This is a genomic window from Rhizobium bangladeshense (assembly GCF_001662075.1).
Taxonomy (GTDB): Bacteria; Pseudomonadota; Alphaproteobacteria; order Rhizobiales; family Rhizobiaceae; genus Rhizobium; species Rhizobium bangladeshense_B.
Genome location: NZ_LYPL01000001.1, coordinates 767,274 through 794,171, shown reverse-complemented (window position 1 = coordinate 794,171; position 26,898 = coordinate 767,274). Strand labels below are relative to the sequence as shown.

General features: G+C 60.9%; 21 protein-coding genes, 1 tRNA gene and 2 rRNA genes. 16 read left to right on the top strand and 8 right to left on the bottom strand.

The window, feature by feature from the left end; all coding sequences use genetic code 11:
• From A7X77_RS03860 to A7X77_RS03850, 3 genes are all read left to right on the top strand, one after another.
• Window positions 1-76, top strand: a 23S ribosomal RNA gene (locus A7X77_RS03860); the annotation flags it as partial.
• Between the two features lie 240 nt (window positions 77-316).
• Window positions 317-431 (top strand): 5S ribosomal RNA (gene rrf / locus A7X77_RS03855).
• Between the two features lie 105 nt (window positions 432-536).
• A tRNA-Met gene (locus tag A7X77_RS03850) sits at window positions 537-613 on the top strand.
• Window positions 614-690: 77 nt separating this feature from the next.
• Here the strand turns inward: A7X77_RS03850 and A7X77_RS03845 are convergent.
• Window positions 691-4,101 carry a DEAD/DEAH box helicase gene (locus tag A7X77_RS03845; RefSeq protein WP_064681654.1) on the bottom strand — a complete coding sequence of 1,137 codons (3,411 nt, stop codon included), beginning with the start codon at window positions 4,099-4,101 and terminating at the stop codon, window positions 691-693.
• Between the two features lie 541 nt (window positions 4,102-4,642).
• Between A7X77_RS03845 and A7X77_RS03835 the strand changes: the two genes are divergently transcribed.
• A complete protein-coding gene (locus A7X77_RS03835; RefSeq protein WP_064681652.1) occupies window positions 4,643-5,425 on the top strand; it encodes a helix-turn-helix transcriptional regulator in 783 nt (260 codons plus the stop codon).
• 99 nt (window positions 5,426-5,524) lie between these two features.
• Here A7X77_RS03835 and A7X77_RS03830 read toward each other — a convergent pair whose 3' ends face one another.
• Entirely contained in the window at window positions 5,525-5,848 is a 324-nt protein-coding gene (locus A7X77_RS03830) for a hypothetical protein (RefSeq protein WP_064681651.1), read from the bottom strand.
• A 387-nt stretch (window positions 5,849-6,235) separates the two neighbouring features.
• Here A7X77_RS03830 and A7X77_RS03825 point away from each other — a divergent pair, with 387 nt between their 5' ends.
• Genes A7X77_RS03825 through A7X77_RS03805 form a run of 5 tightly spaced genes read left to right on the top strand, consistent with a single transcriptional unit; the run spans window position 6,236 to window position 11,642 of the window.
• Window positions 6,236-7,258 (top strand): UDP-glucuronic acid decarboxylase family protein, encoded by a 1,023-nt coding sequence (locus A7X77_RS03825; protein ID WP_064681650.1) that lies wholly within the window; start codon window positions 6,236-6,238, stop codon window positions 7,256-7,258.
• A gap of 1 nt (window position 7,259) precedes the next feature.
• Entirely contained in the window at window positions 7,260-8,243 is a 984-nt protein-coding gene (gene galE, locus A7X77_RS03820) for a UDP-glucose 4-epimerase GalE (RefSeq protein WP_064681649.1), read from the top strand.
• Window positions 8,240-10,108, top strand: a complete 1,869-nt coding sequence (locus A7X77_RS03815) for a glycosyltransferase family 2 protein (protein WP_064681648.1) — start codon at window positions 8,240-8,242, stop codon at window positions 10,106-10,108. The genes galE and A7X77_RS03815 overlap by 4 nt, the downstream gene beginning before the upstream one ends.
• Before the next feature lie 37 nt (window positions 10,109-10,145).
• The gene (locus A7X77_RS03810) at window positions 10,146-10,667 is read left to right on the top strand and encodes a DUF995 domain-containing protein (protein ID WP_064681647.1); all 522 of its coding nucleotides are present in this window, start codon (window positions 10,146-10,148) and stop codon (window positions 10,665-10,667) included.
• 3 nt (window positions 10,668-10,670) lie between these two features.
• The gene (locus tag A7X77_RS03805; protein ID WP_064681646.1) at window positions 10,671-11,642 is read left to right on the top strand and encodes a glycoside hydrolase family 26 protein; all 972 of its coding nucleotides are present in this window, start codon (window positions 10,671-10,673) and stop codon (window positions 11,640-11,642) included.
• A 105-nt stretch (window positions 11,643-11,747) separates the two neighbouring features.
• Here A7X77_RS03805 and A7X77_RS03800 read toward each other — a convergent pair whose 3' ends face one another.
• Window positions 11,748-13,034, bottom strand: a complete 1,287-nt coding sequence (locus tag A7X77_RS03800; protein ID WP_064681645.1) for an ABC transporter substrate-binding protein — start codon at window positions 13,032-13,034, stop codon at window positions 11,748-11,750.
• A gap of 145 nt (window positions 13,035-13,179) precedes the next feature.
• Here A7X77_RS03800 and A7X77_RS03795 point away from each other — a divergent pair, with 145 nt between their 5' ends.
• The 3 genes from A7X77_RS03795 to A7X77_RS03785 are packed head-to-tail and all read left to right on the top strand — an operon-like array spanning window position 13,180 to window position 17,079.
• On the top strand, window positions 13,180-14,211 hold the full coding sequence (locus A7X77_RS03795; protein WP_064681644.1) for a LacI family DNA-binding transcriptional regulator: 1,032 nt from the start codon (window positions 13,180-13,182) through the stop codon (window positions 14,209-14,211).
• 4 nt (window positions 14,212-14,215) lie between these two features.
• A complete protein-coding gene (locus A7X77_RS03790) occupies window positions 14,216-16,072 on the top strand; it encodes a DUF2264 domain-containing protein (protein WP_064681643.1) in 1,857 nt (618 codons plus the stop codon).
• Window positions 16,069-17,079 carry a hydroxyacid dehydrogenase gene (locus A7X77_RS03785; protein ID WP_064681642.1) on the top strand — a complete coding sequence of 337 codons (1,011 nt, stop codon included), beginning with the start codon at window positions 16,069-16,071 and terminating at the stop codon, window positions 17,077-17,079. Before A7X77_RS03790 ends, A7X77_RS03785 begins: the two co-directional genes overlap by 4 nt.
• A gap of 13 nt (window positions 17,080-17,092) precedes the next feature.
• Here the strand turns inward: A7X77_RS03785 and A7X77_RS03780 are convergent, their stop codons facing one another.
• The 5 genes from A7X77_RS03780 to A7X77_RS03760 all read right to left on the bottom strand — a co-directional run bounded on the left by A7X77_RS03780 (window position 17,093) and on the right by A7X77_RS03760 (window position 22,388).
• Window positions 17,093-18,370 (bottom strand): Gfo/Idh/MocA family protein, encoded by a 1,278-nt coding sequence (locus A7X77_RS03780; RefSeq protein WP_064681641.1) that lies wholly within the window; start codon window positions 18,368-18,370, stop codon window positions 17,093-17,095.
• A 42-nt stretch (window positions 18,371-18,412) separates the two neighbouring features.
• A complete protein-coding gene (locus tag A7X77_RS03775; protein WP_064681640.1) occupies window positions 18,413-19,243 on the bottom strand; it encodes a sugar phosphate isomerase/epimerase family protein in 831 nt (276 codons plus the stop codon).
• Window positions 19,244-19,263: 20 nt separating this feature from the next.
• Entirely contained in the window at window positions 19,264-20,427 is a 1,164-nt protein-coding gene (locus tag A7X77_RS03770) for a dihydrodipicolinate synthase family protein (RefSeq protein WP_064681639.1), read from the bottom strand.
• Window positions 20,428-20,430: 3 nt separating this feature from the next.
• Window positions 20,431-21,579 carry a Gfo/Idh/MocA family protein gene (locus tag A7X77_RS03765; protein ID WP_064681638.1) on the bottom strand — a complete coding sequence of 383 codons (1,149 nt, stop codon included), beginning with the start codon at window positions 21,577-21,579 and terminating at the stop codon, window positions 20,431-20,433.
• A 131-nt stretch (window positions 21,580-21,710) separates the two neighbouring features.
• Window positions 21,711-22,388, bottom strand: coding sequence for a TetR/AcrR family transcriptional regulator (locus tag A7X77_RS03760; protein ID WP_064681637.1), 678 nt, complete (start codon window positions 22,386-22,388; stop codon window positions 21,711-21,713).
• A gap of 263 nt (window positions 22,389-22,651) precedes the next feature.
• Here A7X77_RS03760 and A7X77_RS03755 point away from each other — a divergent pair, with 263 nt between their 5' ends.
• Genes A7X77_RS03755 through A7X77_RS03740 form a run of 4 tightly spaced genes read left to right on the top strand, consistent with a single transcriptional unit; the run spans window position 22,652 to window position 26,881 of the window.
• Window positions 22,652-23,938, top strand: coding sequence for an ABC transporter substrate-binding protein (locus tag A7X77_RS03755; protein WP_064681636.1), 1,287 nt, complete (start codon window positions 22,652-22,654; stop codon window positions 23,936-23,938).
• Window positions 23,939-23,944: 6 nt separating this feature from the next.
• Entirely contained in the window at window positions 23,945-24,904 is a 960-nt protein-coding gene (locus tag A7X77_RS03750) for a carbohydrate ABC transporter permease (protein WP_064681635.1), read from the top strand.
• Entirely contained in the window at window positions 24,897-25,784 is an 888-nt protein-coding gene (locus A7X77_RS03745) for a carbohydrate ABC transporter permease (RefSeq protein WP_156668073.1), read from the top strand. The genes A7X77_RS03750 and A7X77_RS03745 overlap by 8 nt, the downstream gene beginning before the upstream one ends.
• Complete coding sequence (locus tag A7X77_RS03740; protein WP_197486778.1) at window positions 25,784-26,881, top strand: Gfo/Idh/MocA family protein; 1,098 nt, start codon at window positions 25,784-25,786, stop codon at window positions 26,879-26,881. Before A7X77_RS03745 ends, A7X77_RS03740 begins: the two co-directional genes overlap by 1 nt.
• Window positions 26,882-26,898 lie beyond the last annotated feature (17 nt).

The following is a 26,898-nucleotide window of genomic DNA, read 5'->3' as shown; positions in this document are numbered from 1 at the left end:
ACGTTGATAGGCCGGGTGTGGAAGTGCGGCAACGCATGAAGCTTACCGGTACTAATAGCTCGATCGGCTTGATCGTTCTCATTGACCATGCTCATCACAAGGCGAACACGCTAGTGTTCGTCCTGACCCGGCGACCGCAAAGCGGTCGTCCGGACAGGGCGAATGCAGCGCATTCGTCCCGACAGAGCAAAGGCGTCAGCCTTTGCGACGGGCCCGGCAAACACGTAAGTGTTTGTCCGGTTTGAGCCTTTGACGTGTTCAAAGACAAAACAGGCTAACGCCTGCCAGCTTCTCAAACAAAGTTGCGCTTTGCCGACCTGGTGGTTATGGCGGGGTGGCTGCACCCGTTCCCTTTCCGAACACGGCCGTGAAACGCCCCTGCGCCCATGGTACTTCGTCTTAAGACGCGGGAGAGTAGGTCGCTGCCAGGTCTGCAAATCGCAACTCGATAAAACAAATCTTCTCAATCACAAACTACGGCCCAAAGCCGATACAAAAGGGCCGCCCATAAAGCGGCCCTTCGTGTTACAATATCCCGCGGGGTGGAGCAGCCCGGTAGCTCGTCAGGCTCATAACCTGAAGGCCGCAGGTTCAAATCCTGCCCCCGCAACCAAACTCCTCAATAGACAATACTCAAAAAGCCCGCCTCGTGCGGGCTTTTGTGATTCCAGAACACATCAGAGCGAGCACTCAGTCCCAAAGGACCGGGTTCCGATCCCCCACCTCCAGCGCATTCCGTGCCAGGAATTCCGCGGCCTGGACCGTCTCCAGAGCGTTCGCTGCCTCCCTGAAATATGGCAGCGTTTGCCAGAGCGCGCGATCGCCGACAATGTAGAAGCGGCGTTTGGCGCGCGTTAGCGCCACGTTCAAGAGGTTTGGCTTGGAGGCGGCCCAGCCGGCCGCTCCGCGATGATCGGCATCGGCGCCGAGCACCATGAAAACGATATCCTCTTCCTTGCCCTGGAACGTATGTACGGTGCCGATCCGTTCCTGAAGCCACTTCTGCAGTTTTGGTGGAGATGCGCCCGTATATCCGTCCTGGTCGGTCCATCGCGCGTGGGCCAAAGCCCGTCTCAGATTGTTCTTCACCTCCTTGAACGGCGAGATGATGTAGAGATAAGGCAATGCACCGGACCGGCGGTAGGTCGCGGCGAGGAGATCGACGATGAAGTCCGTCTGCTCCGCAACGGCCTGTTTGCCCGACACCTTGCCCCTGACGTCGATCCAAGCGCTATCGCCATAGAAGGGCGGCGCGTCGCCGGCTGGCCGGCGCTCTGCCAACCCGAAGATCATCTTGTTCTGATAAGCGATCTGGTTGGCGAGGCTGAACATCGGATCGATGCAGCGTCGATGCACTCTGAGAGGGCTGCCGATCCAGAGCCCGTCTGCTTCCTCGTCTTGAAGCGTTGTTCCGTAGCGATTGGCGGCATCGGCCAGCATCTGCACCGACACCCTGTTCGGCGAATATTGCCCTTGTGCCGTGTGCGGTGAGAGAGCCGAAGCGGCGCCAATCAGTGCACTCGGAAGGGTAAAGACGGGTTCGATCTGCTGGGGATCGCCGATCACCATGACGCGGCGCGCCCGCAACAAAGCCCCTACGGCCGCCTGCGGCACGGCCTGGCCGGCCTCATCGATGAAGAGCCAGCCGATCGAGCCGGCTTCGAGACCGCGGAACTGCCCGGCGAAGGAGGCGAATGTCGTCGAGACGATGGGAACGACCATGAAGAGGCTTTGCCAGATCGATGCAATATGCTTGTCATCGACGGGATTGTTGTTGGAAAGCAGCTTGCTGATGGCAACGATGTTTCCGCCGAAACCGCCGCCCTTCCGGCCGACGTCAGCCAGCCACGCTTCATGCAGCGTCAACGCTGCTTCGAACAATGCCGAACGCAGAGCCGCCAGTTCGTCCTGATGCCAGAGGCCGTCAATCTGCACCTGATCGCCGTCCAGGTCGGCAAGGCGCTCCGGTGCGGCGGGATGATCGAGAATTTCTCCCAGCCGCTCGAGTTCTTCTGTCTTCGCAAACCAGATTTTCCGTCGTGACCGCAATGCCCGTTCGGCGTGGTCATGCGCCCGTAAAGTGCGTTCCAGCGCCGGTTTATCCGTCTTCGCAAGCTGATCCTCGCATTCTGCCAGCGCCTTGCGCAGCTCCAATTGCTTGCGCGCATTGGCGACGACCTCTTGCCGATGCTGCCGGGCAGGGTTGGTCGCGAGCACTCTCTTCCATCGCGCCGGAGCGCTGCGGTCGAGCAGCTGTTCCTCTTCCTTCAAAGAAGACAAACTGTCCTTGATACGGCCGATTTCGGCCGCAATCTCGTCGCACCGGTTCTGCGCATGGCGACGGTCGTCAGCGGCGGCGGCCAGCTTTTCAAGCGGTTCGCGGCAGAATGCTTCCTGCGTAACATGCGCGATTTCATGACGGAGATCGGCATAGCGCGCATATTGGCCGATCTTGTCGCGAACCACGTCGTCGGCGGCATGAAAGGCGGCCGATGCTTCGGCGAAGGTCGGCCCCTGATAGCTCTTCAGCCATTCCCAGATGGTCTGCGGTTTCTCGGCGCCCGACCAGCCGGGCTTCGGCCTGTCGGTGATTTCCATGAAGGCGAAACGTTCCTTGAATGCTCGACGGTTCCTGGAATTGCCGAGCACACAGGCGATCAATCCCCACGGGCGATCGCCGTCGGAGAGTTTGATCACGCCCCCATTGTCCTTCTGGCAGGCAATTTTATGGGCGACCGTCTGCAGATAGCGGAAGGAAGACGTCTTCGAAATCGAGCTCTGCTTGGGAAGGTCGCGCGAAATATTCTCGACGGCGGCATTGTTGGAGGACGCGACGATCATTTCGAATCCGGCGAGCGCCGGGATCAGCGCCGATATCGAGGCAGTGCTGCGGTCGGCAAAAGTGACGCGGCGCGGCGCGCCGTCAAAGGCATCGCGTGCCGTCTCGAGGCCGCCCAAGATCCGGGCCCGCCGAACGATATTATCCGCGAACATGTCGCGCAGCAGGGTCGTCTTTCCGGTGCCGGGCGGACCGTTGACCGAGAACAGTCCGGTTTCCGAGCGGTCGCCAATGGCCGAATTGATCGCGAACTGCTGCATGAGGCTCATGGCGAGGTGAGGTTCGCTCAGCCAGCGTCCGCGGTTGAGATTGGCGGGATGCAGGGCCCGAACGATGGCGAGGCGCCCATCTTGCGAATAGAGGTCGACCCGCTTTTCATCGGCCAGCGGGGTGAGATATCGCCTGAGCGGCTCTGGGACATTGCCCTGCTTGACGCAGATCAAAGCCCGTTCGATGTCTTCGACGAAGAAGCTGTTCAGGATGCCAATGTCTTCTTCACCATCTGTACTCTCGTCTTCCTCATCGTTGGCATTGGGGGCATGGTCCTCCGGTTGGGGTTGTAGGGAGATGAGATCGGGTCGCTCCGCCCTGTCACGGTAGCGTATTTCGACGGCGGCGATGGGCCTTTCCTGGCGCGAGACAAAGCTCGCCCAATCGCAGAGCAATTCATGCAGCGCCAGGATTTCGGCGGCATCGATCGGCTGATCGGTGCCGACCTCGAAGGCTGAAGATGTCAGCTGTCGCTGTGCCCGAAAGTTTTGAAGCAATTCCGACAGCTGCCGTTTGCTGTCGGCAAACGCCTCATGGCTGAGTGAGGCGAGCCCGGATTTCTGCACGCGGCCGAGAGCCCATGGAAGCGTGGAAACCGCAAAGGTTTCGAACATCGGCTGTCCCAGCGGCGTGAGCTGCAGGCTGGCAAAGCAGGTATCGCCATCGAGATCGCCGCGTTCGGCATCCTCGTACTCGGCAATATCGGCCGCAGCGCGGTCGAAGTGCCGGCGGGTATCGGCAATTTCGGATTTGCTGAAAACGCCGAGGAACAATGTAAAGCCGGTAATCTGCTTCTCCTCGGGTATAACAGGACGGCTGAGTGCCGCGCCATCCTGCAACAGCGTTTTTGCATGCAGCCAGAAAACGGTCCGTCCTTCCGCTGAGACGAGCCGACCGGAGAGATCGTAAGGTATGAAAAACTCGATTTTGTGCCAGAAATCGAGAATGGCCAGAAGCCGTTCCCGTTCCGCCCTGTCTGCATCGGTCCGCATGACTTCTCACTGAGGAGTTGCTAAGTGGCTCTCGCCTCTTTTAGCAACGATTGCAGCTCAAAATCAAAGAGCATGGTGATTGGGCGCCAGGCCGAACGCGATGAGAGCCGCAAAGCGCGTCCACGCAGGCGCGGGTCGAAGGCGTTGAAGGGCAGCGCTGGCCTTGGCGGCATAATTGAGGGCGGCCGGATCGTTCAAGTGCACCTGCTCATCGCGGCGAAGATCGCCTCGGCTGGCGAAGATGATATAAATATGACAATTTGTACTGGAATATTACATTCATCCGATTATCTATAGTGAAAGCAAATATAACCCTGCAGTACATAGTCTACCAAAATACAACCGAAGCGTAGTAGCGTATCGTTTTTCGCCCCCGAAAACTAATCACTTTGGGCCATTTCCTTCCTTCTCAATCCGTATTAACATAATTAAGAAATGTCTAAAGAAGAGGGCGGTGACATCAAGGGGGCGGCATTTCATACTATCTTCTACCCGCCATCGCTTCACGTTTGAGTAAAGTGTAACGCTAGGGGAGGCGTATATGTTCATGACAGGCTCAGGAATGGAGAATACCGACCAGGCAAGAAAGTCTAGTCCTTCCGGAGATACTATCCTTGTAGTTGCCAAGGCGGATCTGTTTTCAGAATGCATGGTAGAAGCGCTGGCGAAGAAATTCCCGAACTGCGATGTGCCAAGCTTAGCAAATACGAAGCCGATGCTGGAAAAGGATACCAGCGATCTAAAGCTCGTTTTATTCTACCATATACCTCAGCCTGAGCTTCAGGACGCATTGAAGGCGGTACGGGAAAATCACCCGGAAACCTCGATCGGACTCGTTGTCGAGGCCATCGACATGCTGGAACCCTATGTCAGCCGGTTGGTGGAGGCAAGGATCATCGACGGCGTCCTGCCGCTCAATCTTCGGCTTGATGTCTTCATGGCCGCTGTGGATCTGCTGATGAAGGGCGGGGAGCATTTTCCCTCGGCACTTCTTAACCGTCTCGCCAACAAAAGCCCCCAGCTGGAGCCTTCGCTTTATCAAACGAAATCGGTCGATGCCGCGCGCAACAATGCGCTCAAGCTGAGGCGCGACAGCATTTCCGCTTTGACGACCCGCGAGGTTCAGATCCTGGATCTCATCTGCAAGGGGACACAAAACAAGATCATCGCTGACAAGCTGCATCTTTCCGAAAACACGGTGAAGGTTCACGTCCGCAACATCTACAAGAAGATGAACGTCCGAAACCGCACTGAGGCAGCGTCCCGCTTCTTCAACGACCATCCGGTCGGCGATGACGAGATGTCGAGCCGCTGGCGCAATTGATCTGCAGCACGCAACGTCTGTTCAGGCGCGCAAGGGACGCCGCAGCAGGTTGAACTGCCGGATAATTTTATCCTTGCATCGAAGTCGATAGGATTTGTTTCAGATCGACGGACGCGCAAAGCAGCGCGACTTCTGCCCGAAGCCGCTCGGAGAGCAGATATACGGGGCGGACCCGTGATAGGCGACGACGCGGGCAGGTGCCGCGGCCGGCCGCACGGCCCGGTTTTCCGGGTAGGCGTATGCCTTCGAGACACGTGGGGTCTCGACGACGACGACATTCTTTTTCGCGACGGCGGCTATGTCGTCGTTAACGACCGCACAGGCCGTCGGTCCGACCGCAAGAAGCGTCGTTCCCCAGGCAAACATCGCAAAATGAAATAGATGCCAGCCTTTCGGCTGCGCTGCAGCGTGTTTTTTCGACATGGCCAATCCCCTCGCATATGGCGCTCCCGGATGCAAGACCGGTCGCGCAGTTACGCGCGGCCAGCCCTTCAATTCTTTTGTACCCGTTCTTGATTGACCGAAGCTTGAGTGATGCCTGTATACCCGTTCTACGTGAAAAAAAGACATAAAATGATTAATTATTTGTTATTTGAAAGAACAATTGTGTAATTATTTTGGATTGAAAGTCTTTTTGAAGTTGACCTTGCTAACAATCGTCTTATCATTCGAATAGTAAGCCATATATCCGAAGAATAACTATAAAGTTATTCAAGTTGAGATACTCAAGTAAATGAATATCCGACCGGATAATGGAGGCACGCAGCGCCTGAATAAATCAAAAGACTAAAACATGGGAAGGAGTTTGTAATGCGTAGTTTCGTTCCCGGCGAAGGTTATTCTGAAGTAAAAGGCGTGCCGGTGCTCAAGAATCTTGGCACTGCTCTTGTCAATGGCGGGGCCGGTTTTCTTGGCTCGCATCTCTGCGAAAGGCTTCTGCTACGCGGCCACAGCGTCATATGCCTGGATAATTTTTCGACCGGCCGCCGTGTGAATGTCGATCATCTCCTGTCGAACCCCCGTTTTCGCATCATCGAGCACGATGTCCGGCAGCCCTTCGATATCGAAGCGTCGCTCATCTTCAATTTCGCCTCGCCCGCCTCTCCGCCCGATTATCAGCGGGATCCGGTCGGCACATTGCTCACCAATGTGCTCGGCGCCGTCAACACCCTGGACTGCGCGCGAAAGACCGGCGCGACCGTCGTTCAATCGTCGACCTCGGAGGTTTATGGCGATCCGAACCAGAGCCCGCAGCGCGAAACCTATTGCGGCAACGTCAACCCGATCGGGCCGCGCGCCTGTTACGACGAAGGCAAGCGCAGCGCCGAAACCCTGTTCTTCGACTACCACAGGACTCATGGCGTCGACATCAAGGTCGGCCGCATCTTCAACACCTATGGACCGCGTATGCGCCTGGATGACGGCCGGGTGGTCTCCAATTTCATCGTGCAGGCTCTGCGCAACGCCGACCTGACGATCTACGGCGACGGCCAGCAGACCCGCTCCTTCTGCTATGTCGACGATCTCGTTGAAGGTTTCCTGCGTTTCTCGGCATCCGGCAGCGCCTGCCACGGCCCGATCAATCTCGGCAACCCCGGCGAATTCACCGTCCGGCGCCTGGCGGAAATCATCCGCGACCTCACGAATTCGCGTTCCCGCATCGTTCACCTGCCTGCTGTCGTCGACGATCCGCGCCAGCGGCGGCCGGATATTTCCCGGGCGATGACCGAGCTGGGATGGCAACCTCACATCGAGCTCGAAGCCGGCCTGGCGCGCACCGTCGAATATTTCGACGGCCTGCTTGCCCGGACAGAGAAGGCGGAGGCCGTATGAGATGCCCCGCTACATTCTCGTCACCGGCGGTGCCGGTTTCATAGGCAGTCATATCTGCAAAGCGCTCTCGCGCGCCGGCATGATCCCGGTTACCTACGACAACCTGTCGACGGGACATGCCGACAGCGTCCGCTGGGGCCCGCTCATCCGCGGTGAACTCGGCGATGCGATGGCGCTGCGCCGGACGATGGCCGAATTTTCGCCCGATTGCGTTATCCATTGCGGCGCCAACGCCTATGTCGGCGAATCCGTCGAGATGCCGAGAAAATACTACCGCAACAACGTCGTCGGCAGCCTCACGCTGCTCGAAGCCTGCCTCGATCAGGATATCGACCGGATCGTCTTTTCGAGCAGCTGCGCCACCTATGGCGTTCCCGCCTCCTTGCCGATACGGGAGGAAACCCCGCAGCAGCCGGTCAATCCTTATGGCCGCACCAAGCTGATCTTCGAGATGGCGCTCGAGGATTTTGCCGCCGCCTATGGCATCCGCTTCGCCGCACTCCGCTATTTCAACGCCGCCGGCGCCGATCCGGATGGCGAGCTAGCCGAGCGTCACGAGCCCGAGACCCATCTCATTCCTCGCGCCCTGCTCGCTGCCGCCGGCAGGCTGGATCGGCTCGATATCTTCGGCACCGACTATTCGACCGCGGACGGAACCTGCGTTCGCGACTATATCCATGTGAGCGATCTCGCGCAGGCGCATTTGGCCGCCGTCAATCACCTGATGGCGGGCGGCGGCTCGCTCAGCGTCAATCTCGGTTCCGGCCGGGGCACCTCGGTGCGCGAGATCCTTGTAGCCATCCATCGCACGACGGGCCGTGAAGTGCCGGTCCGCTACCGCTCCCGCCGTGCCGGCGATCCGCCGATCCTTTTTGCCAACACGGCAAGGGCGAAAGCGGAACTCGGCTTCGCGCCGGCACTCTCGGATATCGATACGATCATCCGCACCGCCGGCCCCACCTTCGGGCTCGAGGTGACGGCATGAGCGACGCTTCGCACATCGGCTATGGCCTCGCGCCTGCGAAAACCGCCGCCGCCGAAGCATTCGATCCTGTTTTCACCGGCCGCAGACGCGTCGCCTATGGCTTCGGCATCCTCTGCTGGCTGGCCGCGCTTGGGTTTTTCTGGATCTGGTGGTGCCAGTCCGCCCATATCATTTCCTGGGCTGCGTTCGTGCTCATCACCGCCGTGCTCGCCTGGATCACGCTCGTCCCGGCCTATTTCATCCTGATCTTCCTCGATGCCAGGACGATCAGTTCGCGTGCACGGCTGCCGGAGGGGCGTGTGGCGATGGTCGTCACCAAGGCGCCGTCCGAGCCCTTTGCCGTCGTCCGCGCCACGCTGCAGGCGATGCTCGATCAGATCGGCGTCGAGTTCGACGTCTGGCTGGCCGACGAGGATCCTTCGGAGGAAACCAGACGCTGGTGCGCCGAGCACGGCGTGCTGATCTCCACCCGAAAGGGCGTGGCGGAATATCACCGCACGACCTGGCCGCGCCGGACCCGGTGCAAGGAAGGCAATCTTGCCTATTTCTACGACCATTTCGGCTATGCGCGTTACGATTTCGTCGCCCAGTTCGACGCCGATCATGTACCGACGCCGACTTATCTGCGGGAAGTCCTGCGCCCGTTTGCCGATCCCGGCATCGGCTACGTCTCCGCGCCCAGCATCTGCGATGCGAATGCGGCGGCAAGCTGGGCGGCGCGCGGAAGGCTTTACGCGGAGGCGAGTCTGCACGGTTCGCTGCAGACCGGTTACAACAATGGCTGGGCGCCGCTTTGCATCGGCTCCCACTATGCCGTTCGCACCTCAGCCCTTCGTGAGATCGGCGGCCTCGGCCCCGAACTTGCCGAAGATCATTCTACGACGCTGATGATGAATGCCGGCGGCTGGCGCGGTGTCCATGCCGTCGATGCGATCGCTCACGGCGACGGTCCGGCGAACTTCGTCGATCTCGCCGTCCAGGAATTTCAATGGTCGCGCAGCCTCGTCACCATCCTGCTGCAATATTCCCGCCGCTACGTCACCCATCTGCCCTGGCATCTGAAATTCCAGTTCGTGTTTTCGCAGCTGTGGTACCCGCTTTTCTCCGCCATCATGGCCGTGATGTTCCTGCTGCCGGTTGCCGCTTTGCTGACGGGCGATGTCTTCGTCGACGTAACCTATCCGGATTTCCTGCTGCATTTCGCGCCGATATCGATCGTGCTGACGCTGTTTGCCTTCTTCTGGCGGGCAACGGGAACCTTCAGACCGCACGATGCGAAACTGTTCGGCTGGGAAGGGCTTGCCTTCATCTTCCTGCGTTGGCCGTGGTCGCTCGCCGGCAGCCTCGCAGCTGTTCGCGACCATGTCTGCGGCTCTTTCGTCGACTTTCGCATCACGCCGAAAGGCCGGCAGGAGCAGCAGTCTTTGCCGCTGCGCATCGTCGCGCCCTATATCGGCCTAGCCGGCCTTTGCGCCGTCGCCATGGTGTTTGCCAACGACGCGGCCGCCGCCCAGGGCTTTTATATATTCGCCGCGATAAATCTCATGATCTATCTGCTGCTGACGGTGCTGATCGTCCTTCGCCACGCAATCGAGAACGGTCTGCCGCTGCTGCCGCGGTCACGCGGCCTGTGGCTGGCGACGGCGACGGGGCTTGCGATCTGCGTCACAGGCGGCATGCAGGCCGGCGGCCATGGGCTGCGCAGTCTCGAAGCCCTCGCGCACGGTCAGACTGTCATCAGTTTCAGCCAATCGCAATTTGCCGTGGCCGGAGCCGGTCTGGGCGGCGGCAAAACCCGGACCGTGAAGTTCCGCATCAGATGGAATGGGTTCGGACGCACGGGACGCGACGAACAAGGTGTTTGAGCCGGGGAAACCGGCCAGCGTCGAGGAGGAGAATGTAATGCGTATCGGATCGAGACTATATGGGGCGGCCCTGGCTCTCAGCCTGTGCCTGTCATTCGCGGCGCAGGGCGCCGAGACCGCAAAGAAGAATGAGCCGACGCCGCTCACCGCCTATGAGCTCTACCGGATCTACGGCGACAGGACCTGGACCTGGGATACCGGCGGCGGCCGCTTCATCGAGGATGGCCGGCGGTTTGTCGCCTGGGTGAACGACAAGGGCAAGCAGTCCTTCGCCGAAGGCAAATGGATTGTCGACGACCTCGGCCAGCTCTGCATGCGTGCCATCTGGACGAATGCCGAGGGTGCAGCGCGCGCCAGCACCTGTTTCGGTCACCGCAGGATCGGCAACACGATTTATCAGCGGCGCCAGCCGAACGGCAACTGGTATGTCTTTCGGCATGCATCGGTGCACCGGGACGACGAATTCCGCAAGCTTGTTGCCGCGGACACCGTCAGCGCCAAGGCACGCGATCTGAAGCAACTCCTGTCGGACCAGGAACTTGCCCGAAAAGGAGGGTGAGCCATGAAGACGCTGATGAAAAACCACCTCTCGACCGTCGCGATCGCATTGCTGCTATTGTGTGCGACGGATTTGCCCGGCCGAAGCGAAATGCAATATGCGGGCATCGCCCCGAACCAGACATCCAGCATACGAACGATCATCGATAAACGCCCGGTGGTTCATGCCGACGGCATCAAGTTCGGCGCCTATGACCCGCATGGGGATTTCGGCGCTCAGACCAATGTCTCGACCGAGGCCCTGTTCCTGCCATGGGAAGATGTCGACCTGGAGACGCTGCGTATCGCTGATGCCTATGCGCAGGCCAGAGGCCGCCACCTGCTGATCACGGTGGAGCCGTGGTCCTGGGACGTCGACTGGCGGCTGACCTCCGAAGAGCTTCGCCGCAAGGTGCTGCGGGGCGATTACGACGTCAACATGCGGGCAATCGCGCAGATGATCTCGCAGCTGAAGAGCCCTGTGATCGTCCGTTGGGGCCAGGAGATGGAGGACAAGTCAGGTCGGTTTTCGTGGTCCGGCTGGAACCCGCAGGACTATATCACCGCCTACAAACGGATGATGGATATCGTCCGCGACGAGGCGCCCGGCACCGAGCTCATGTGGTCGCCGAAGGGAGAACCCGGCCTTGATGCCTATTATCCCGGCGACGATTACGTCGATCTTGTCGGCCTCTCGGTTTTCGGTCTCCAGCGCTACGACGAGCTTGCCTACAACAAGCACCGGACCTTTTCGGAAGCGCTGAGGCAGGGTTATGATCTCGTCGCCGGCTATGGAAAGCCCATCTGGGTCGCAGAGCTCGGTTATGAAGGCAGCGACGCCTATATGAAACCCTGGATCGAAACCGCGACGCTGAAACAGAGCGCCTTCCCGAACCTTCAGGAAGTCGTCTATTTCAATGACCGCGACGTGCACGCTTGGCCCTTTAATCTCGGCCGGCCGGACTGGCGCGTAGTCGAAAGCCTGGCAGCCAACTGAAAGGCATCTGAAGCGCACTCCATAAGATCGCAACGCGCTTCAGTCCGAGAAACAGAAAGGCCCGCTGGGCTTTTGCGGGCCTCTCCTCTCATATTCGGCAGCCGATCATCCCTTGAGCGTTGCCTTACCCTCTTCGACGAGCCGGGTCGCCGCATCGGCGGGCGAGGTCCGTTCGAAGGCGAGTTCGTCGCAAATCGGGCGCAGCACGCGCTGGTCGAATTGGGTTGCACCCATCGGCACCGGCCGCGGATATTCCCCGACCTGATCCTTGAGCATGTTGACGTATTTGACCGTTTCCTGTTCGGTCGGGTTCAGCTGCGGCAGGATGGCCTCACGCACGGTCGGCGACATCGGCACGCCGCGCTCGACGCCGAGAATCTTGCCGGCCTCGATGTCGTTGACGAAGAAATCGATGAATTTCGCGGCCGCTTCGCCGTTCTTCGTCGTGGCGCCGACACTCCAGATCAGCGCAGGGCGGTAGTAGTGGCCCGACGGCCCGCCTTTCTTTTCGCGCGGCAGCATGGTGATACCGAGCTTGTTCTTGATGATCAGCTGATAGCCGATCATCTGGTTGGAATAGGCCATGCCGATGACCGACTTGCCGAGACCAAGCGCATTGGTGTCGATGGTGTTCTGGTCGAGCGTCTGGACGTCGGCAGCAACAGTGCCCCCGGCCTTGCGCAGCTTCTCCCAGTAGTCGAACCATTCCGTGGCATCGTCGGCCGTGAAGCCGAGTCCGACCCCTTCCTTTGCAAAGAGGCTCTTGCCGCGCTGACGCAGCCAGGCGTCGAACACATAGGCGTAGCGTGCCGCATAGGGGCCGCCGCCCTTGCCGGAGGCCTTTGCGAGTTCTACGGCGAGCTTGGCATATTCATCCCAGGTGAGGTCGATGGTCGGCAGCGGAATGCCCGCCTTTTCGAATTCGACCGTGTCGAAGAACATCGAGAACGAGTTGAGGCCGAGGCCGACACCATAGAGCTTGCCGTCGATGGTCGTCAATTTCAGCATGTCGGCGCCGAAGCTGTCGACCTTGAGCGTCGAGGGGACGAATTCGTCGAGCGGCAGGCAGGCGCCGCGCTTGGAATAGTCGGAGATTGTTCCCGGCTCGAGCTGCAAAACATCTGGAATGGCCCGGCCGGCCATCTGCGTGGCGAGCTTCGTCCAGTAGTCTTCGCCGGAAAGCGATTCGCCGACGATCGTGACGCCAGGTGTCTTCGACTGATAGAGCTTGGCGACATCGAGCGTGCGTTTGGCGCGGTCGTTGGAGCCCCACCACATGGCGCGGAGCTGCGTGCCCTCGGCAAAGGCCGGAATCGCGCTTCCCACGCCAAAGGCAAGGCCGGCAGCTGCACCGGCTGAACCCATCAAAAATGAACGGCGATTAACCTGCATGAAATCCTCCCTTGTCCCACCATGTCCGCCGCCATCCTCCATGGCGTCGTCGGACATTTTCGGGAGACAGGTTACGCAAAAAAAAATTCTTTGCAAGAAATAACGTTTATATTGCAAATTTGCATTACTTGCATAAGGTTTGCCTATGAGCGATGAAAAAGTAAAACGGCTGCGACAGGCCGACATAGCCACATTGGCGGGCGTCTCCGTCTCGACGGTGTCGCGCGTACTCGCCAACGAACCGGGGATCAGCGAAACCGTCCGGCGGCAGATCCTGAAAGTGGCGGCCGAGCACGGTTATCCGGTCAAACCTACCGCCGAAGCTGTTGCCGGCGGGCTGGCGCTGATTGCCAGCGACGGCGTTACGGGCGGGCTCAGCGTCTTTTATGAAGCGATTGTCGACGGCTTGCGCACTGGAGCGTCGGAAGCGGGCATGCCCTTCGAAATTCGGCTGGTCCGGGAGGACCGGATCACGCCGGATGCGGTGCGCGACTATATGCGGGCCGCGGGGGCCGAGGGCCTTTTTCTCGTCGGTCTCGATCCCAACGGACCCCTGCGCGACTGGCTGCGGGCCACCACGACGCCGACCGTGCTTGTCAATGGCACTGATCCCAGGATGCAGTTCGATGGTGTTTCGCCGGCTAATTTCTTCGGCGCCTACGAGGCGACCAGCCGGCTGACGAGGGCTGGTCATCGCCGCATCCTGCATCTGAGCGGCTCCCACCGCCATACGATCCGGGAGCGCATTCGCGGTTTCGAGGCGGCGATTGCCGCTGTTCCCGGCGCCGAAGGTCGTTTCGTAGCCATGACGCTGCAGGGCAGCGCCAGCCGCGAGGCCCATGAACGCACGGCGGCGATCCTCGCCGAGAATGCCGGTTTTACCGCCGCCTTCTGCATGAATGATTTCATCGCCGTCGGCGTGCTCGAGGCTGTCATCGAAGCGGGCCTGCGTGTGCCTGAGGATTTCGCGATCGTCGGTTTCGATGATCTGCCCTGTGCGCTGATGACCAATCCGCAGCTCTCCACCATGCGCGTCGACCGCGCCGCCCTCGGGCGCGAAGCCGTTTCGCTGATGCTGTCCCGTTTCCGCAACAGGACGGCGCCGGCGCGCCACATCTGCCAGGCTGTCGTTCCCGTTGCAGGAGGGACTGTCGTGAACGTCGAAACTCGTGAGTGATCCGATGACCTATGATCCCGCCAGCGCCAATCCGCTTGCCGGCAATCCGCTCGAAACCCGCACCGATATGAGCCGAGCCCTGCTCGATCTCTTCGATCCGCTGCTTGCCTGTTTTTCGAAAGGCAATGCCCGCGTCAGACTGAGCGGTGCCGCCGCGCATTTCGACCGGGCGGCGGCCGATCTTGAAGGTTTTGCGCGCCCGCTCTGGGGTTTGGCGCCGCTTGGCGCCGGCAATGGAGACTTCGCCCACTGGCATCGTTTTGCCGAAGGCCTCGCAAACGGCACCGACCCCGCCCATCCCGAATACTGGGGAACGGTCAATGGCCGCGATCAGCGCATGGTCGAGCTTGCCGCCCTCGGCTTTGCCCTGGCGCTGGTGCCGGAAAAAATCTGGGAGCCGCTCGATGCGCGCGCCCGCAGCAATGTCATCGCCTATCTCAAGCACGCCCGGCAGTTCGACTATGCCGACAACAACTGGAAATTCTTCCGGATTTTCGTCGATATCGCCCTCGACCGTCTCGGCGCCGATTTCGACCGCACCCTGACGCGGCAATATCTGGAGGAACTCGAGGGCTTCTATATCGGCGACGGCTGGTATCGCGACGGAAACGTGCGCCGCCTCGACCACTACATTCCCTTCGCCATGCATTTTTACGGGCTGATCTATTCGAAGCTCGTCGATGACGATTATGCCAAGCGCTACCGCGAACGGGCGATCCTCTTCGCCCGCGATTTCCGCCACTGGTTTGCCGCCGATGGGGCGACCATCCCCTTCGGCCGCAGCCTGACCTATCGCTTTGCCTGTGCCGGCTTCTGGTCGGCGCTCGCCTTCGCCGATGTCGAGGCGCTGCCCTGGGGCGAGGTCAAACACCTTTGCCTGCATCATCTGCGCTGGTGGAGGGACAAGCCGATCGCCGATCGCGACGGCGTGCTGTCGATCGGTTTCGGCTATCCGAGCCTGCTGATGTCGGAGAGCTACAATTCCGCCGGCTCGCCCTATTGGGCATTGAAGGCCTTTCTGCCGCTTGCGATCGCCGAGGACCATCGGTTCTGGACCTCCGAGGAAAAGGCGCCGGAGCAGGCGCCCGAGGTTGTTGCCCAGCGCCATCCCGGCATGGTGATGATGCGGGCGGGCGGCGATGTCGTGGCGCTGTCATCAGGCCAGGAAAACCTGCAGATGCGCTTCGGCACGGAAAAATACGCAAAATTCGCCTATTCCACGCGATACGGCTTCAGCGTCGAATCCGACGAGCGCGGCTTTGCGCTTGCCGCTTTCGATTCGATGCTGGCCTTCAGCGATGACGGCCTGCATTACCGCGTGCGCGAAACCAATGAGGAAGCCAGGCTCGCGGGCGATGTGCTTTATGCGAAATGGTCACCTTTCCCCGATGTCAGCGTCGAAAGCTGGCTGACGCCCGCGGCCCCCTGGCATATCCGCCTCCACCGGATCAGGGCGGCCCGGCCGCTGAGGGTCGCCGAAGGCGGCTTTGCCATCGCCCGCCGGGATTTCGAGCGGGACACGCTGTCGGCCTCCGATGGTGCTGCGTATGCGATCGGCGAAGCCGATTTCAGCGGCATTCTCGATTTGGGATCGTCGGTTGATCGCGCCGGCCTCGCGCAGAAGGCCCAGCCCAATACCAATGTGATCGTTGCCAAGACCATCGTGCCGCAGCTGCGCGGCCAGATTCCGGCCGGTGAGACCATCCTGGTGACGGCGGTGCTGGCCCTTGGCGATCCCGCTGCCGTCGCCTCCGCCTGGACTCGGCCGCCGGAAGCGCCTGATATTGCGGCGCTGGAGGCGCTGGTGCGGGAAAAGGGTGTAACCGTCAGCGCCATCGAAGCCCCGGGCCAGATGCCATGAGCCGTCCGGCAATCGCCCTTGCCTTGGAGCCGTCGCGCACGGAGCATGTCTTGCCGGATGAGATCCTGCGCCGGCTCGATACGATTGGCCACCTGCTGGACCCCGAGCCGCTGCAGCATTTCGAGGACGAACGCGCCAGCCGCCTGCTGGCCAAAGCCGAAATCCTTGTGACCGGCTGGGGCGCACCCTATGTCGGGCCTGAGATTCCCGCTGCCGCGCCGCGGCTTCGCCTCATCGTCCATGCGGCCGGCACGGTGAAGGGCATCATCGACGAGGCCATCTTCGAAGCCGGTATCGCGGTCAGCCACGCGGCCGAGGCCAATGCCGTGCCGGTTGCCGAATTCACGCTCGCCGCGATCCTCTTCGCCGGCAAGCGCGCCTTCCGGTTCCGCGATCTCTACGTTGCCGACCGCAACCGCGATCGGACCTATCCGTTGCAGCGCGAAGCGATTGGAAACTATGGCCGCACCCTCGGCATTATCGGCGCCTCGCGCATCGGCAGGCGCGTGATCGAGCTGTTGAAACCGTTCGAATACAGGCTGCTGCTGTTCGATCCCATGGTCGATGCCGCCGAGGCGGCAGGCCTCGGAGCGGAGAAAGTCGAGCTCGACGATTTGATGCGACGCGCTGATATCGTGTCCCTGCACGCGCCGTCACTACCGGCGACGCAGCATATGATCGATGCGCGAAGACTGTCGCTGATGAAAGACGGGGCAACGCTCATCAACACCGCGCGCGGCATTCTCATCGATGAGACCGCTCTGCTTTCGGAGCTGAAGACCGGCCGCATCGACGCGGTCATCGATGTGACCGATCCGGAAATTCCGGAGGCGGGTTCGGTCTTCTACGATCTGCCGAACGTTTTCTTGACCCCGCACATCGCCGGCGCCATCGGTCTGGAACGGGCGCGTCTCGGCGAGATGGCGGCGGATGAGATCGAGCGTTTTACGGCCGGCCGGCCGCTGCTCTACCAGATCCGCCGGCAGGATCTCGAAAATATCGCCTGACCAGGGGCGCGCGTTAGCGCGGTGTCCTCAGCGAATTGGGTGAACCGTCATTGGCAAGTTCGGGCATCAGCTCGGCGATTTCGACCATCTTGCCGGTGCGCGAACTCGTCAGCGCGGCAATGCCGCAGAGCACGGACATGGCGCCCGCCCGCGTGCCGGCCCGCTGGCCGAGCCTGTCTTCCATGTCGGGTTTGAAGATCATGTTGCGCATGCGGTCGTCGCCGCCGTAATGACCGCCGGTGAAATGCGGGACGACGATCCGCTCGACGGCTTGCCTGCCATTCGGGAAATTCCGGATGAGAAGAATAGTGTCCTCCTTCGGCCGTTCCCAGGGCTGCGCCTCATACTGGCGGATTTCGATACGGCCCTTCGTGCCGTTGAAGGCAAGGTGATGGCCCTCGATCGGCTGGAAGGTGTTCAGCGAATAGGAGACATGGACGTTGTTGCGGTAGCGGAGCGACACCACCATCGTGTCGGGGATGTCGATATCCTCGCGGAAAACGCAGCCATCGCGAAAATAGCCGTCGATCTTCGACGGGTCCTCGTAAAGCTGATCGAGGAAAGGGTCGGCTTCGAGATCGAGATAATAGTCGCATTCATGCGCGTGCGGACAGAGTTTGCAGCGGGGTCCGCGGAACGGGCCCTTGCGGCCGTAGTTCTGCAGATCGGCGAAGGACGTGACGGCCTCAGGGTCGCTGTCGAGATACCAGTTCAGGAGATCGAAATGGTGGGTGGCCTTGTGAACGAACAGGCTGCCGGAATTTTCCGTATAGGCGTGCCAGCGGCGAAAGTAATCGGCGCCGTGCTTGGTGTTCAAATACCAGTGAAAGTCGACGGAGGTCACCCGGCCGATCTCGCCGGCATTGAGCAGTTCCTTGATCCTGGCCGCCGTCGGCGCATAGCGATAGTTGAAGGAGACATCGACCCGGCGGCCGGTGCGCTTCTCGGCGTCGAGAATCCGGCGAATTTTCTCGATCGAGGTGGTCATCGGCTTTTCGGTGATGACGTCGATGCCGGACTCCAGCGCCCGCACGATGATATCGTCATGCGTCTGGTCGGGTGTGCAGACGATGACCAGATCCGGCTTCTGCTCGGCGAGCATGGAATCGATGTTTTCGTAAAGCGGCGCGTTGCTGCCGATCATGTTGCGGGCGCGCTCGCCGCGCAGCGAGTTCTTCTCGACGATGGCGGTCAGGTCGACATGTTCGCGCCAGCCGGCAAGCAGGTCCTTGCCCCACATGGTGGTGCCGCGGTTACCGGTGCCGATCAGGGCAAAACGGCGTTTCTCCATCGAATGAATCCTCCTGCATGCTAATGAAACGAATTTTGAAAATCAGATCTGGCAGCAGCTGAGGAAGCGCTCGACGCAGGTGGCGATCACCTCGTCGGCCGGGCGCTTCCACCAGGTCTCCGCCGAAAAGATCTCCACTTCCTGCGCCCCGAAGAAGCCCCCCGCCTCGATCATCCGTCTTATGCCCCTGAGGTCGATGACGCCGTCGCCCATCATGCCGCGGTCGAGCAGCATATCCTTGGTCGGCACCAGCCAGTCGCAGATGTGGTGGGCAAATATCCGTTTCATCCGCCCGGCGCGGGCGATCTGGTTGGCAAGATCCGGATCCCACCAGACATGGTAGACATCGATCGCAACGCCGACATCCTCGCCGAGGGCTTCGCACATGTCGAGCGCCTGGCCGAGCGTATTTACGCAGGCCCGGTCCGCGGCATACATCGGATGCAGCGGCTCGATCGCGAGCTTCACACCGGATGCTTGGGCATGCGGCAGAACGGCGGCGATGCCGTCGAACACCATTTGCCGGGCCGCCACAATATCCTTCGAGCTGCCGGGCAGGCCGCCGACGACGAGCACGAGGCAATCGGCGGAAAACGCGGCCGCTTCGTCGATGGCGCGCCTGTTGTCGTCGAGGTTCTTTTGCCAGTCGGCCTCGTTCGCCGCCGGAAAAAAGCCGCCGCGGCAAAGACCGGTGAGTTTGATGCCGTTTGACTTGACGATCCTGACCGCCTCATCGAGGCCGGCCTTGGCGACCTGGTCGCGCCAGGGCGCAATCGAGGTGATGCCATGCTTCAGGCAGATATCGACGGCTTCGGCAAAGCCGCATTGCTCGCGGATTGTCGCCAGGTTGATCGAAAGTCCTTCGACCTGCATCTCATTCCTCCCGTGCGAGTTCAGTGAACGCCGTGGACGGCCAGCACTTGGCGCATCCGCGCCGCTGCGAGTTCCGGATCGGCGAGCACCCGCGCCTTGTCGGCCAGGCGAAAGAGTTCGGCCAGATGCGTGAGCGAACGCGTGCTCTGCTGGCCGCCAACCATGGTAAAATGGTCTTGCAAGCCGTTGAGGTAGGCGAGGAAGACGACGCCGGTCTTGTAGAAGCGGGTCGGCGCCTTGAAGATGTGGCGCGACAGCGGCACGGTCGGCTCGAGCAGATCGAAGAACTCGTGGTTGCTCTTGCGGCCGAGCGCGTCGAGAGCAGCTGAAGCTGCCGGCGCGATGGCGTCGAAGATGCCGAGCAGCGCGTCCGAATGGCCCTCTTCGTCGCCGGCAATCAGTTCGGCATAGTTGAAGTCATCGCCGGTATACATGCGCACGGATCTCGGCAGTTGCCGGCGCATGGTGACTTCCTTCTCCTTGGAAAGCAGCGAGATCTTGATGCCGTCGACCTTGGCGGCATTGGCTTCGATCACCTGCAGACACGTTTCCATCGCCTTCAGGTGGTCGCCATTGCCCCAGTACCCCTCGAGCGCCGGGTCGAACATCTCTCCCAGCCAGTGGATGATGACGGGTTCCCTTACCTGACGAAGGATGCGGTCATAGACCCTGACGTAATCGTCCGGGCCTTTTGCCGCGACGGCAAGCGCCCGGCTTGCCATCAGAATGATACGTCCGCCGGCCGCCTCCACCGTTTCGATCTGCTCTTCATAGCCCTTGATGATTTTATCGACGGTCACGTCGGGACCGGGTGACAGATGATCGGTGCCGGCGCCGCAAGCGATCAGCGCGTCCTTGCGGCCGGCCGCCTCGGCAAGCGCCCGGCGGATCAGGTCGCGCGCCTCCGGCCAGCCGAGGCCCATGCCACGCTGTGCAGTGTCCATCGCTTCGGCGACGCCGAGGCCGAGATCCCAGAGCCGGTGGCGGAAGGCGAGCGTCCGCTCCCAGTCGATCGCCGGCGTCAGCCAGGGATCGTTGTCGGCAAGCGGATCGGCGACCACATGGGCGGCGGCAAAGGCGATGCGCGGAAAGCTCTTGGCGTCGCGTTTTTTGAGTTCGATCGGCGTGCCGGTCAGCGTGTAGGGAACGATCTTGCCGTCGAGGGGAAGATTGATCGTGGTCACGGCTCAGAACTCCAGTGTGGGGACGTCGAGCCAGCGGCGCTCGGCCCAGGATTTCAGCCCGAGTTCGGCAAGCTGCACGCCCTTGGCGCCCGCTTCCAGCCCATAGGGCCAGGGAGCATCTTCGACGACGTGGCGGATGAACATTTCCCACTGCGCCTTGAAACCGTTGTCGAAGGCCTGCGTATCCGGAACCTCGTCCCAGGTCTTGTAGAAGTCGATCGTCTGCGGCTGGTCGGGGTTCCAGACCGGCTTCGGCGTGTTGACGCGATGCTGGCTCCAGCATTTCGTCAGGCCGGCGACGGCCGAGCCATGTGTGCCGTCGACCTGGAAGGTGACGAGGTCGTCGCGGCGTACGCGAACGGCCCAGGAGGAGTTGATCTGCGCGATCGCCCCGCCTTCCAGCTCGAAGGTCGCATAGGCCGCATCGTCCGTATCGCAGTCATAGGACTTGCCCTGCTCGTCGATGCGGCGCGGAATATGGGTGGCGCCCAGGCAGGAAACGGCCTTGACTTCGCCGAACAGGTTGTCGAGCACGTAGCGCCAATGGCAGAGCATGTCGAGGATGATGCCGCCGCCGTCGCCCTTTCGGTAGTTCCAGGAGGGGCGCTGCGCCGGCACGCCCCAATCGCCTTCGAATACCCAGTAGCCGAATTCGCCGCGCACCGAGAGGATCTTGCCGAAGAAGCCGGAATCTCTGAGCAGCGCCAGTTTGCGCAGGCCGGGCAAGAAGAGCTTGTCCTGCACGACGCCATGCTTGAGCCCGGAGCGGCGTGCCTTGCGGGCGAGATCGATCGCCACCTGCAGATCGTCGGAAATCGGCTTTTCGCAATAGACGTGCTTGCCGGCGTCGAGTGCCTTGGACAGAAGCTCGGCGCGCATCAGCGTCGTGCCGGCGTCGAAGAAGATCGTGTCGTTGGGGTTGGCCAGCGCGGCATCGAGATCGGTCGACCAGCGCTTGATGTTATGCTTCTTCCCCAGCTCTTCCATCTTCGCGCCGTTGCGGCCGACGATGATCGGGTCGATCTCGAGTTTCTCTCCCGATTTCAGCGTGATGCCGCCCTGGTCGCGGAAGGCCAGGATCGAGCGCACCAGATGCTGGTTGTAACCCATGCGGCCGGTGACGCCGTGCAAGATGATCCCCAAGCGTGCCATTTTTTCCTCCCTGCAGTTTTTTGCGGCGGGAGCGGGCGTCCTGGCCCGACCCTCCCAAGCCGGTAACTAAACGGTTACTTGATGGCAGAAGAGCAGCGAACCTGTCAATAGTCAAATCCTGCTTTCGCTATTCAGCGCTTGATCGAGGCGAGCGTGACGTGGACGATATGGCTTTCCCAGGCGTTGAGATTGGCCGGCTCGATCAGGTCGCGGCCGAAGATCGTCGAGAGCGTGTACTGGTTGGAAAGGTAGAAATAGCCGAGCGAGGCGATCGTCAGGTAGACATGCAGCGGATCGGCCGTCTCGATGAAGACGCCCTGTTTTTTCCCCTGCTCGAGAACTTGGGATAGCTCGCCGATCAGGTGCGAATGCAGTTCCTTGAGGCGGACGGATTGGCGCAGCCACCGGGCGCGATGCAGGTTTTCCGTCCCGAGCAGGCTCAGGAATTCTGGGTGCTGGAGGAAATAGCGCCAGGTGAAGAGCGCCAATTCGCTGATGCCTTCCTCTGGGCTGCGGTCGCCGATATGCAGCGCGCGCTCGGCGGTGCGGATGCCGACATAGGCCTCCTCGAGCACCTTGAGATAGAGCTGCTCCTTGTCGCCGAAATAATGATAAAGCATGCGTTTGTTGGTGCCGGCCCGTTCGGCGATGGCGTCGACGCGGGCGCCGCCCATGCCGTTTTCGGCGAATTCCTGGGTTGCCGCTTCGAGGATCGCCGCGCGTGTCCGCTCCGGATCGCGTTGGGCCGTCCGTTCTGTCGACGGTCGCCGGGCCTGCTTCTTTTCTCTGTTTCCCCCGCTGTCGTTCATCGCTCCACCCCTGTCTCCACGTGCTGCGCTCATAAGCCTTCGGTGCGAAATTGTAAAAACCGAATTTGGAAGGGCGGCCCACCGCAACAGAAGGTCGGAGTATGACGTCGCCTGAAACCGTCGAGGCTTTTCGCCATCATGCTCTAACCGACACCGCTTGACAGGCTTGCCGCTTTGCTCGTAGCTTGTAACCAATTAGTTATTTGCGCAAGCAAAACTGGTTTGGAAGCGTGTGGAGGCGCTTCCCTTTGGAGGAGGAAAAAATGACTCTGCGTGTAAACAGACGTAATTTCGTGGCCGGAGGCGCAGCACTTCTGTCGCTCTCGGCGCTCGGCACCAGCGCATTGGCCCAGGAAAAGCGCCTGCGTCTCCTGTGGTGGGGCTCGCAGCCGCGCGCCGACCGAACCAACAAGGTGTCGCAGCTCTATCAGACCAAGAATCCCGGCACGTCGATCACCGGCGAGTTCCTCGGCTGGGGCGATTACTGGCCGCGCCTTGCGACCCAGGTCGCGGGCCGCAACGCGCCCGACGTCATCCAGATGGACTATCGTTATATCGTCCAATATGCACGGCGTGGCGCGCTCGCCCCGCTCGAATCCTATATGCCGGCCAAGCTCAATCTCGACGATTTCGACAAGGCCCAGATCGAGGGCGGCAGCGTCGACGGCCATCTCTATGGCGTCAGCCTCGGCGCCAATTCCGCCGCGACGGTGCTCAACACCACCGCCTTCAAGGAGGCCGGCGTCGATCTGCCGACGCAGGCGACCACCTGGGATGAATTCGCCCGGATGGGTGCGGAGATCACGAAGGCCGGTAAGCGCAAGGGCATGTTCGGTATAGCCGACGGCAGCGGCGCTGAACCGCTGTTCGAGAACTGGCTGCGTCAACGCGGCAAGGCGCTCTATACCGCCGACGGCAAGATCGGTTTCGGTGTGGAGGATGCATCGGAATGGTACGACATGTGGGCCAAGTTCCGTGAGGCGGGCGCCTGCGTTCCCGCCGATATTCAGGCTCTCGACAAGAATGATATCGAAACCAACACGGTGTCGCTCGGCAAATCGGCCGCCGGTTTCGCCCATTCCAACCAGTTCGTCGCCTATCAGGCAATGAACAAGGATAAGCTGGCGCTCACCAATTACATGCGAGTCAAGCCGGATTCGAAGGGCGGCCACTATCGCAAGCCTTCGATGTTCTTCTCGGTCTCGGCCCAGTCGAAAGCAATCGACCTAGCCGTCGACTACGTCAATTTCTTCGTCAAGAATCCTGAGGCAGTGCTGCTCCTGGATGTCGAGCGCGGCATTCCGGAATCGGCTGCCATGCGCGAGGTCGTCGCGGCGAAGCTCGATGAAAACGGCAAGGTGGCACTGGCCTATGTCAGCGGTCTCGGCGATCTCGCCGGCAAATTGCCTCCGCCGCCCCCGGCCGGTGCCGGTGAAGGCGAGCTGATGCTGCGAAACATTGCCGAACAGGTCGGTTTCGGACAGCTGTCTCCCGCCGATGGCGGCAAACAGCTTGTCACTGAAATTACGCAGATTCTCGCAAGAGGCTGATCCCGTATGAGCAATGCGATGCGCACGCCCGCAGGGGCTATATCAGTGGAAAGATATCAGGGAGCCGTGGCCGAGGGACGCTTGCGTCGTCTCTGGAATGCCAATGCTCCCGGTTATCTCTTCCTTCTGCCATGGCTCGTCGGCTTTTTCGGGCTGACGCTCGGGCCGGCCCTGATTTCGCTCTATCTCTCCTTCACCGACTTCGACATGCTTCAGTCGCCGCGGTGGGTGGGAATGGCGAATTACGTGCGCATCGCCACGGCGGATCCGAAATTCTCGGCCGCTATGAACGTCACCCTGACTTATGTCGTCTTCTCGGTGCCGTTCAAGCTGACCTTTGCCCTGCTGGTCGCCATGGCGTTGAACCGCGGCCTGCGCGGGCTGACCTTCTATCGCGCCATCTTCTACCTCCCTTCGTTGCTCGGCGGCAGCGTGGCGATCGCCGTGCTCTGGCGCCAGCTTTTCGCCAGCGACGGTCTCGTCAATGCCGCGCTCTCGCAGTTCGGCATCGAAGGTCCGAGCTGGATCTCGCATCCGAACTATTCGATCTACACGCTGGTGGCGCTCTCGGTCTGGCAGTTCGGTTCGCCGATGATCATCTTCCTAGCAGGCCTGCGCCAGATCCCGCAGGACATGTATGAGGCGGCGAGCCTCGACGGCGCCTCGAAATTCCGGCAATTCTACAAGATCACGCTGCCGCTGCTGACGCCGGTGATCTTCTTCAACGCCGTCGTGCAGACGATCGAAGCCTTCAAGGCCTTTACGCCGGCCTTCATCATATCAGGCGGCACCGGCGGCCCGATCAACTCGACGCTCTTCTACACGCTCTATCTCTATCAGGAAGCCTTCGGCAATTTCCGGATGGGCTATGCCTCGGCGCTTGCCTGGATCCTGGTGGTGATCATCGCGATCTTCACGGCTTTCTCCTTCCTGACCTCGCGTTATTGGGTGCACTACGATGACTGAGATGACCGCTTCCGTCACTGCGGCCAGGCCGCCATCGGATATCACCAAACGCAGCTTGCCGGCCTCGATCGTCATCCACGCCCTGCTGATCGCCGCCTCGCTTCTGATGCTTTATCCGTTGCTGTGGATGGTCTCGGCGTCGGTCAGGCCGGAAAACGAGATCTTCTCATCGACTTCGATCATTCCGTCGTCGATCGACTTCTCTTCCTATCTGCGCGGCTGGACCGGGCTCGACGTCAGTTTCGGCCGGTTCTTCTGGAATTCGCTTGTCATCTCGCTGCTGGTGGTGATCGGCAATGTCATCGCTTGTTCGCTGACGGCCTACGCCTTTGCCAGGCTGCGTTTTGCCGGCCGGAACTTCTGGTTCGCCATCATGCTCGGCACGCTGATGATCCCCTATCACGTGACGTTGATCCCGCAATATGTGCTCTTCCTCGATCTCGGGTGGGTGAACACGATCCTGCCGCTCGTCGTGCCGAAGTTCCTGGCAAGCGACGCCTTCTTCATCTTCCTGATGGTGCAGTTCTTCCGCGGCATCCCGCGTGAGCTCGATGAGGCGGCGATGATGGACGGCTGCAGCGCCTGGCGCATCTATTGGAAGATCATGCTGCCGCTGTCGCTGCCGGTGCTGGCGACTGCCGCCATCTTCTCCTTCATCTGGACCTGGGATGACTTCTTCGGTCCGCTGATCTACCTGAACGACATGAACACCTATACGATTCAACTCGGCCTGCGCACCTTTGTGGATTCCACCAGCGCCTCGGACTGGGGCGGCCTCTTCGCCATGTCCACCCTGACGCTCGTGCCGGTCTTCTTCTTCTTCCTGTTCTTCCAGCGCCTGCTGATCGAGGGCATCGCCACCACGGGCATGAAACGTTGATGGCGGCAATGGGAAAGAGTGACATGAGCATTAAGACGGTCGCGATCGTCGGCTGCGGTATCGGCCGCTCCCATATCGTCGAAGGTTATTTGCCGCATTCCGACAAGTTCAAGGTCGTGGCGATCTGCGACCTGAACGAGGAGCGACTGGCGTCAGTCGGCGACGAGTTCGGCATCGAACGCCGCACCACCTCCTTTGCGGAGCTGCTGGCCGACGATACGATCGACATCATCGATATCTGCACCCCGCCCGGCATCCACCTGGAACAAGTGGTGGCAGCGCTCGCCGCCGGCAAACATGTCGTTTGCGAAAAGCCGCTGACCGGCTCGCTTGCCGGCGTCGATAGGATCATGGAAGCGGAAAGGGCAGCCAAGGGCGTGCTGATGCCGATCTTCCAGTACCGTTACGGCGATGGCATCCAGAAGGCCAAGCGGATCATCGATGCCGGCATCGCCGGCAAGCCCTATACGGCTTCCGTCGAAACCTTCTGGCTGCGCAAGCCGGAATATTACGCCGTTCCCTGGCGCGGCAAATGGGCGACCGAGCTCGGCGGCGTGCTCGTCACCCATGCGCTGCATCTGCACGACATGCTGATGCATCTAATGGGCCCGGCGGCAAGGGTCTTCGGCCGCGTCGCCACCCGCGTCAACGATATCGAGGTCGAGGACTGCGCCTCTGCAAGCCTGCTGATGGAAAACGGCGCCTTTGTCTCGCTGTCCTGCACGCTGGGTTCGCAGGAGCAGATCAGCCGGTTGAGGCTGCACTTCGAAAACGTCACCTTCGAAAGCACGCACGAACCTTATACGCCTGGCAAGGATCCCTGGAAGATCATCGCCGCCAATGACGATATCAAGCAGAAGATCGATCAGGTGGTCGGCGACTGGCAGCCGGTCGCGCCGCGGTTCACCACCCAGATGGGCCAGTTTCATGCGTTCCTGAGGGGCCAGGCGCCGTTGCCGGTGACGACGAAGGATGCGCGCCGTGCGCTGGAACTCGTCACGGCCATCTACCAGTCGTCCGACAGCGGCGCCGAAGTGCCGCTGCCGGTCGGCCCCGACAGTCCGAAATACGCCGATTGGCGCGCAAGAACCAGGTAACGGCAAGAGAGGGTTTA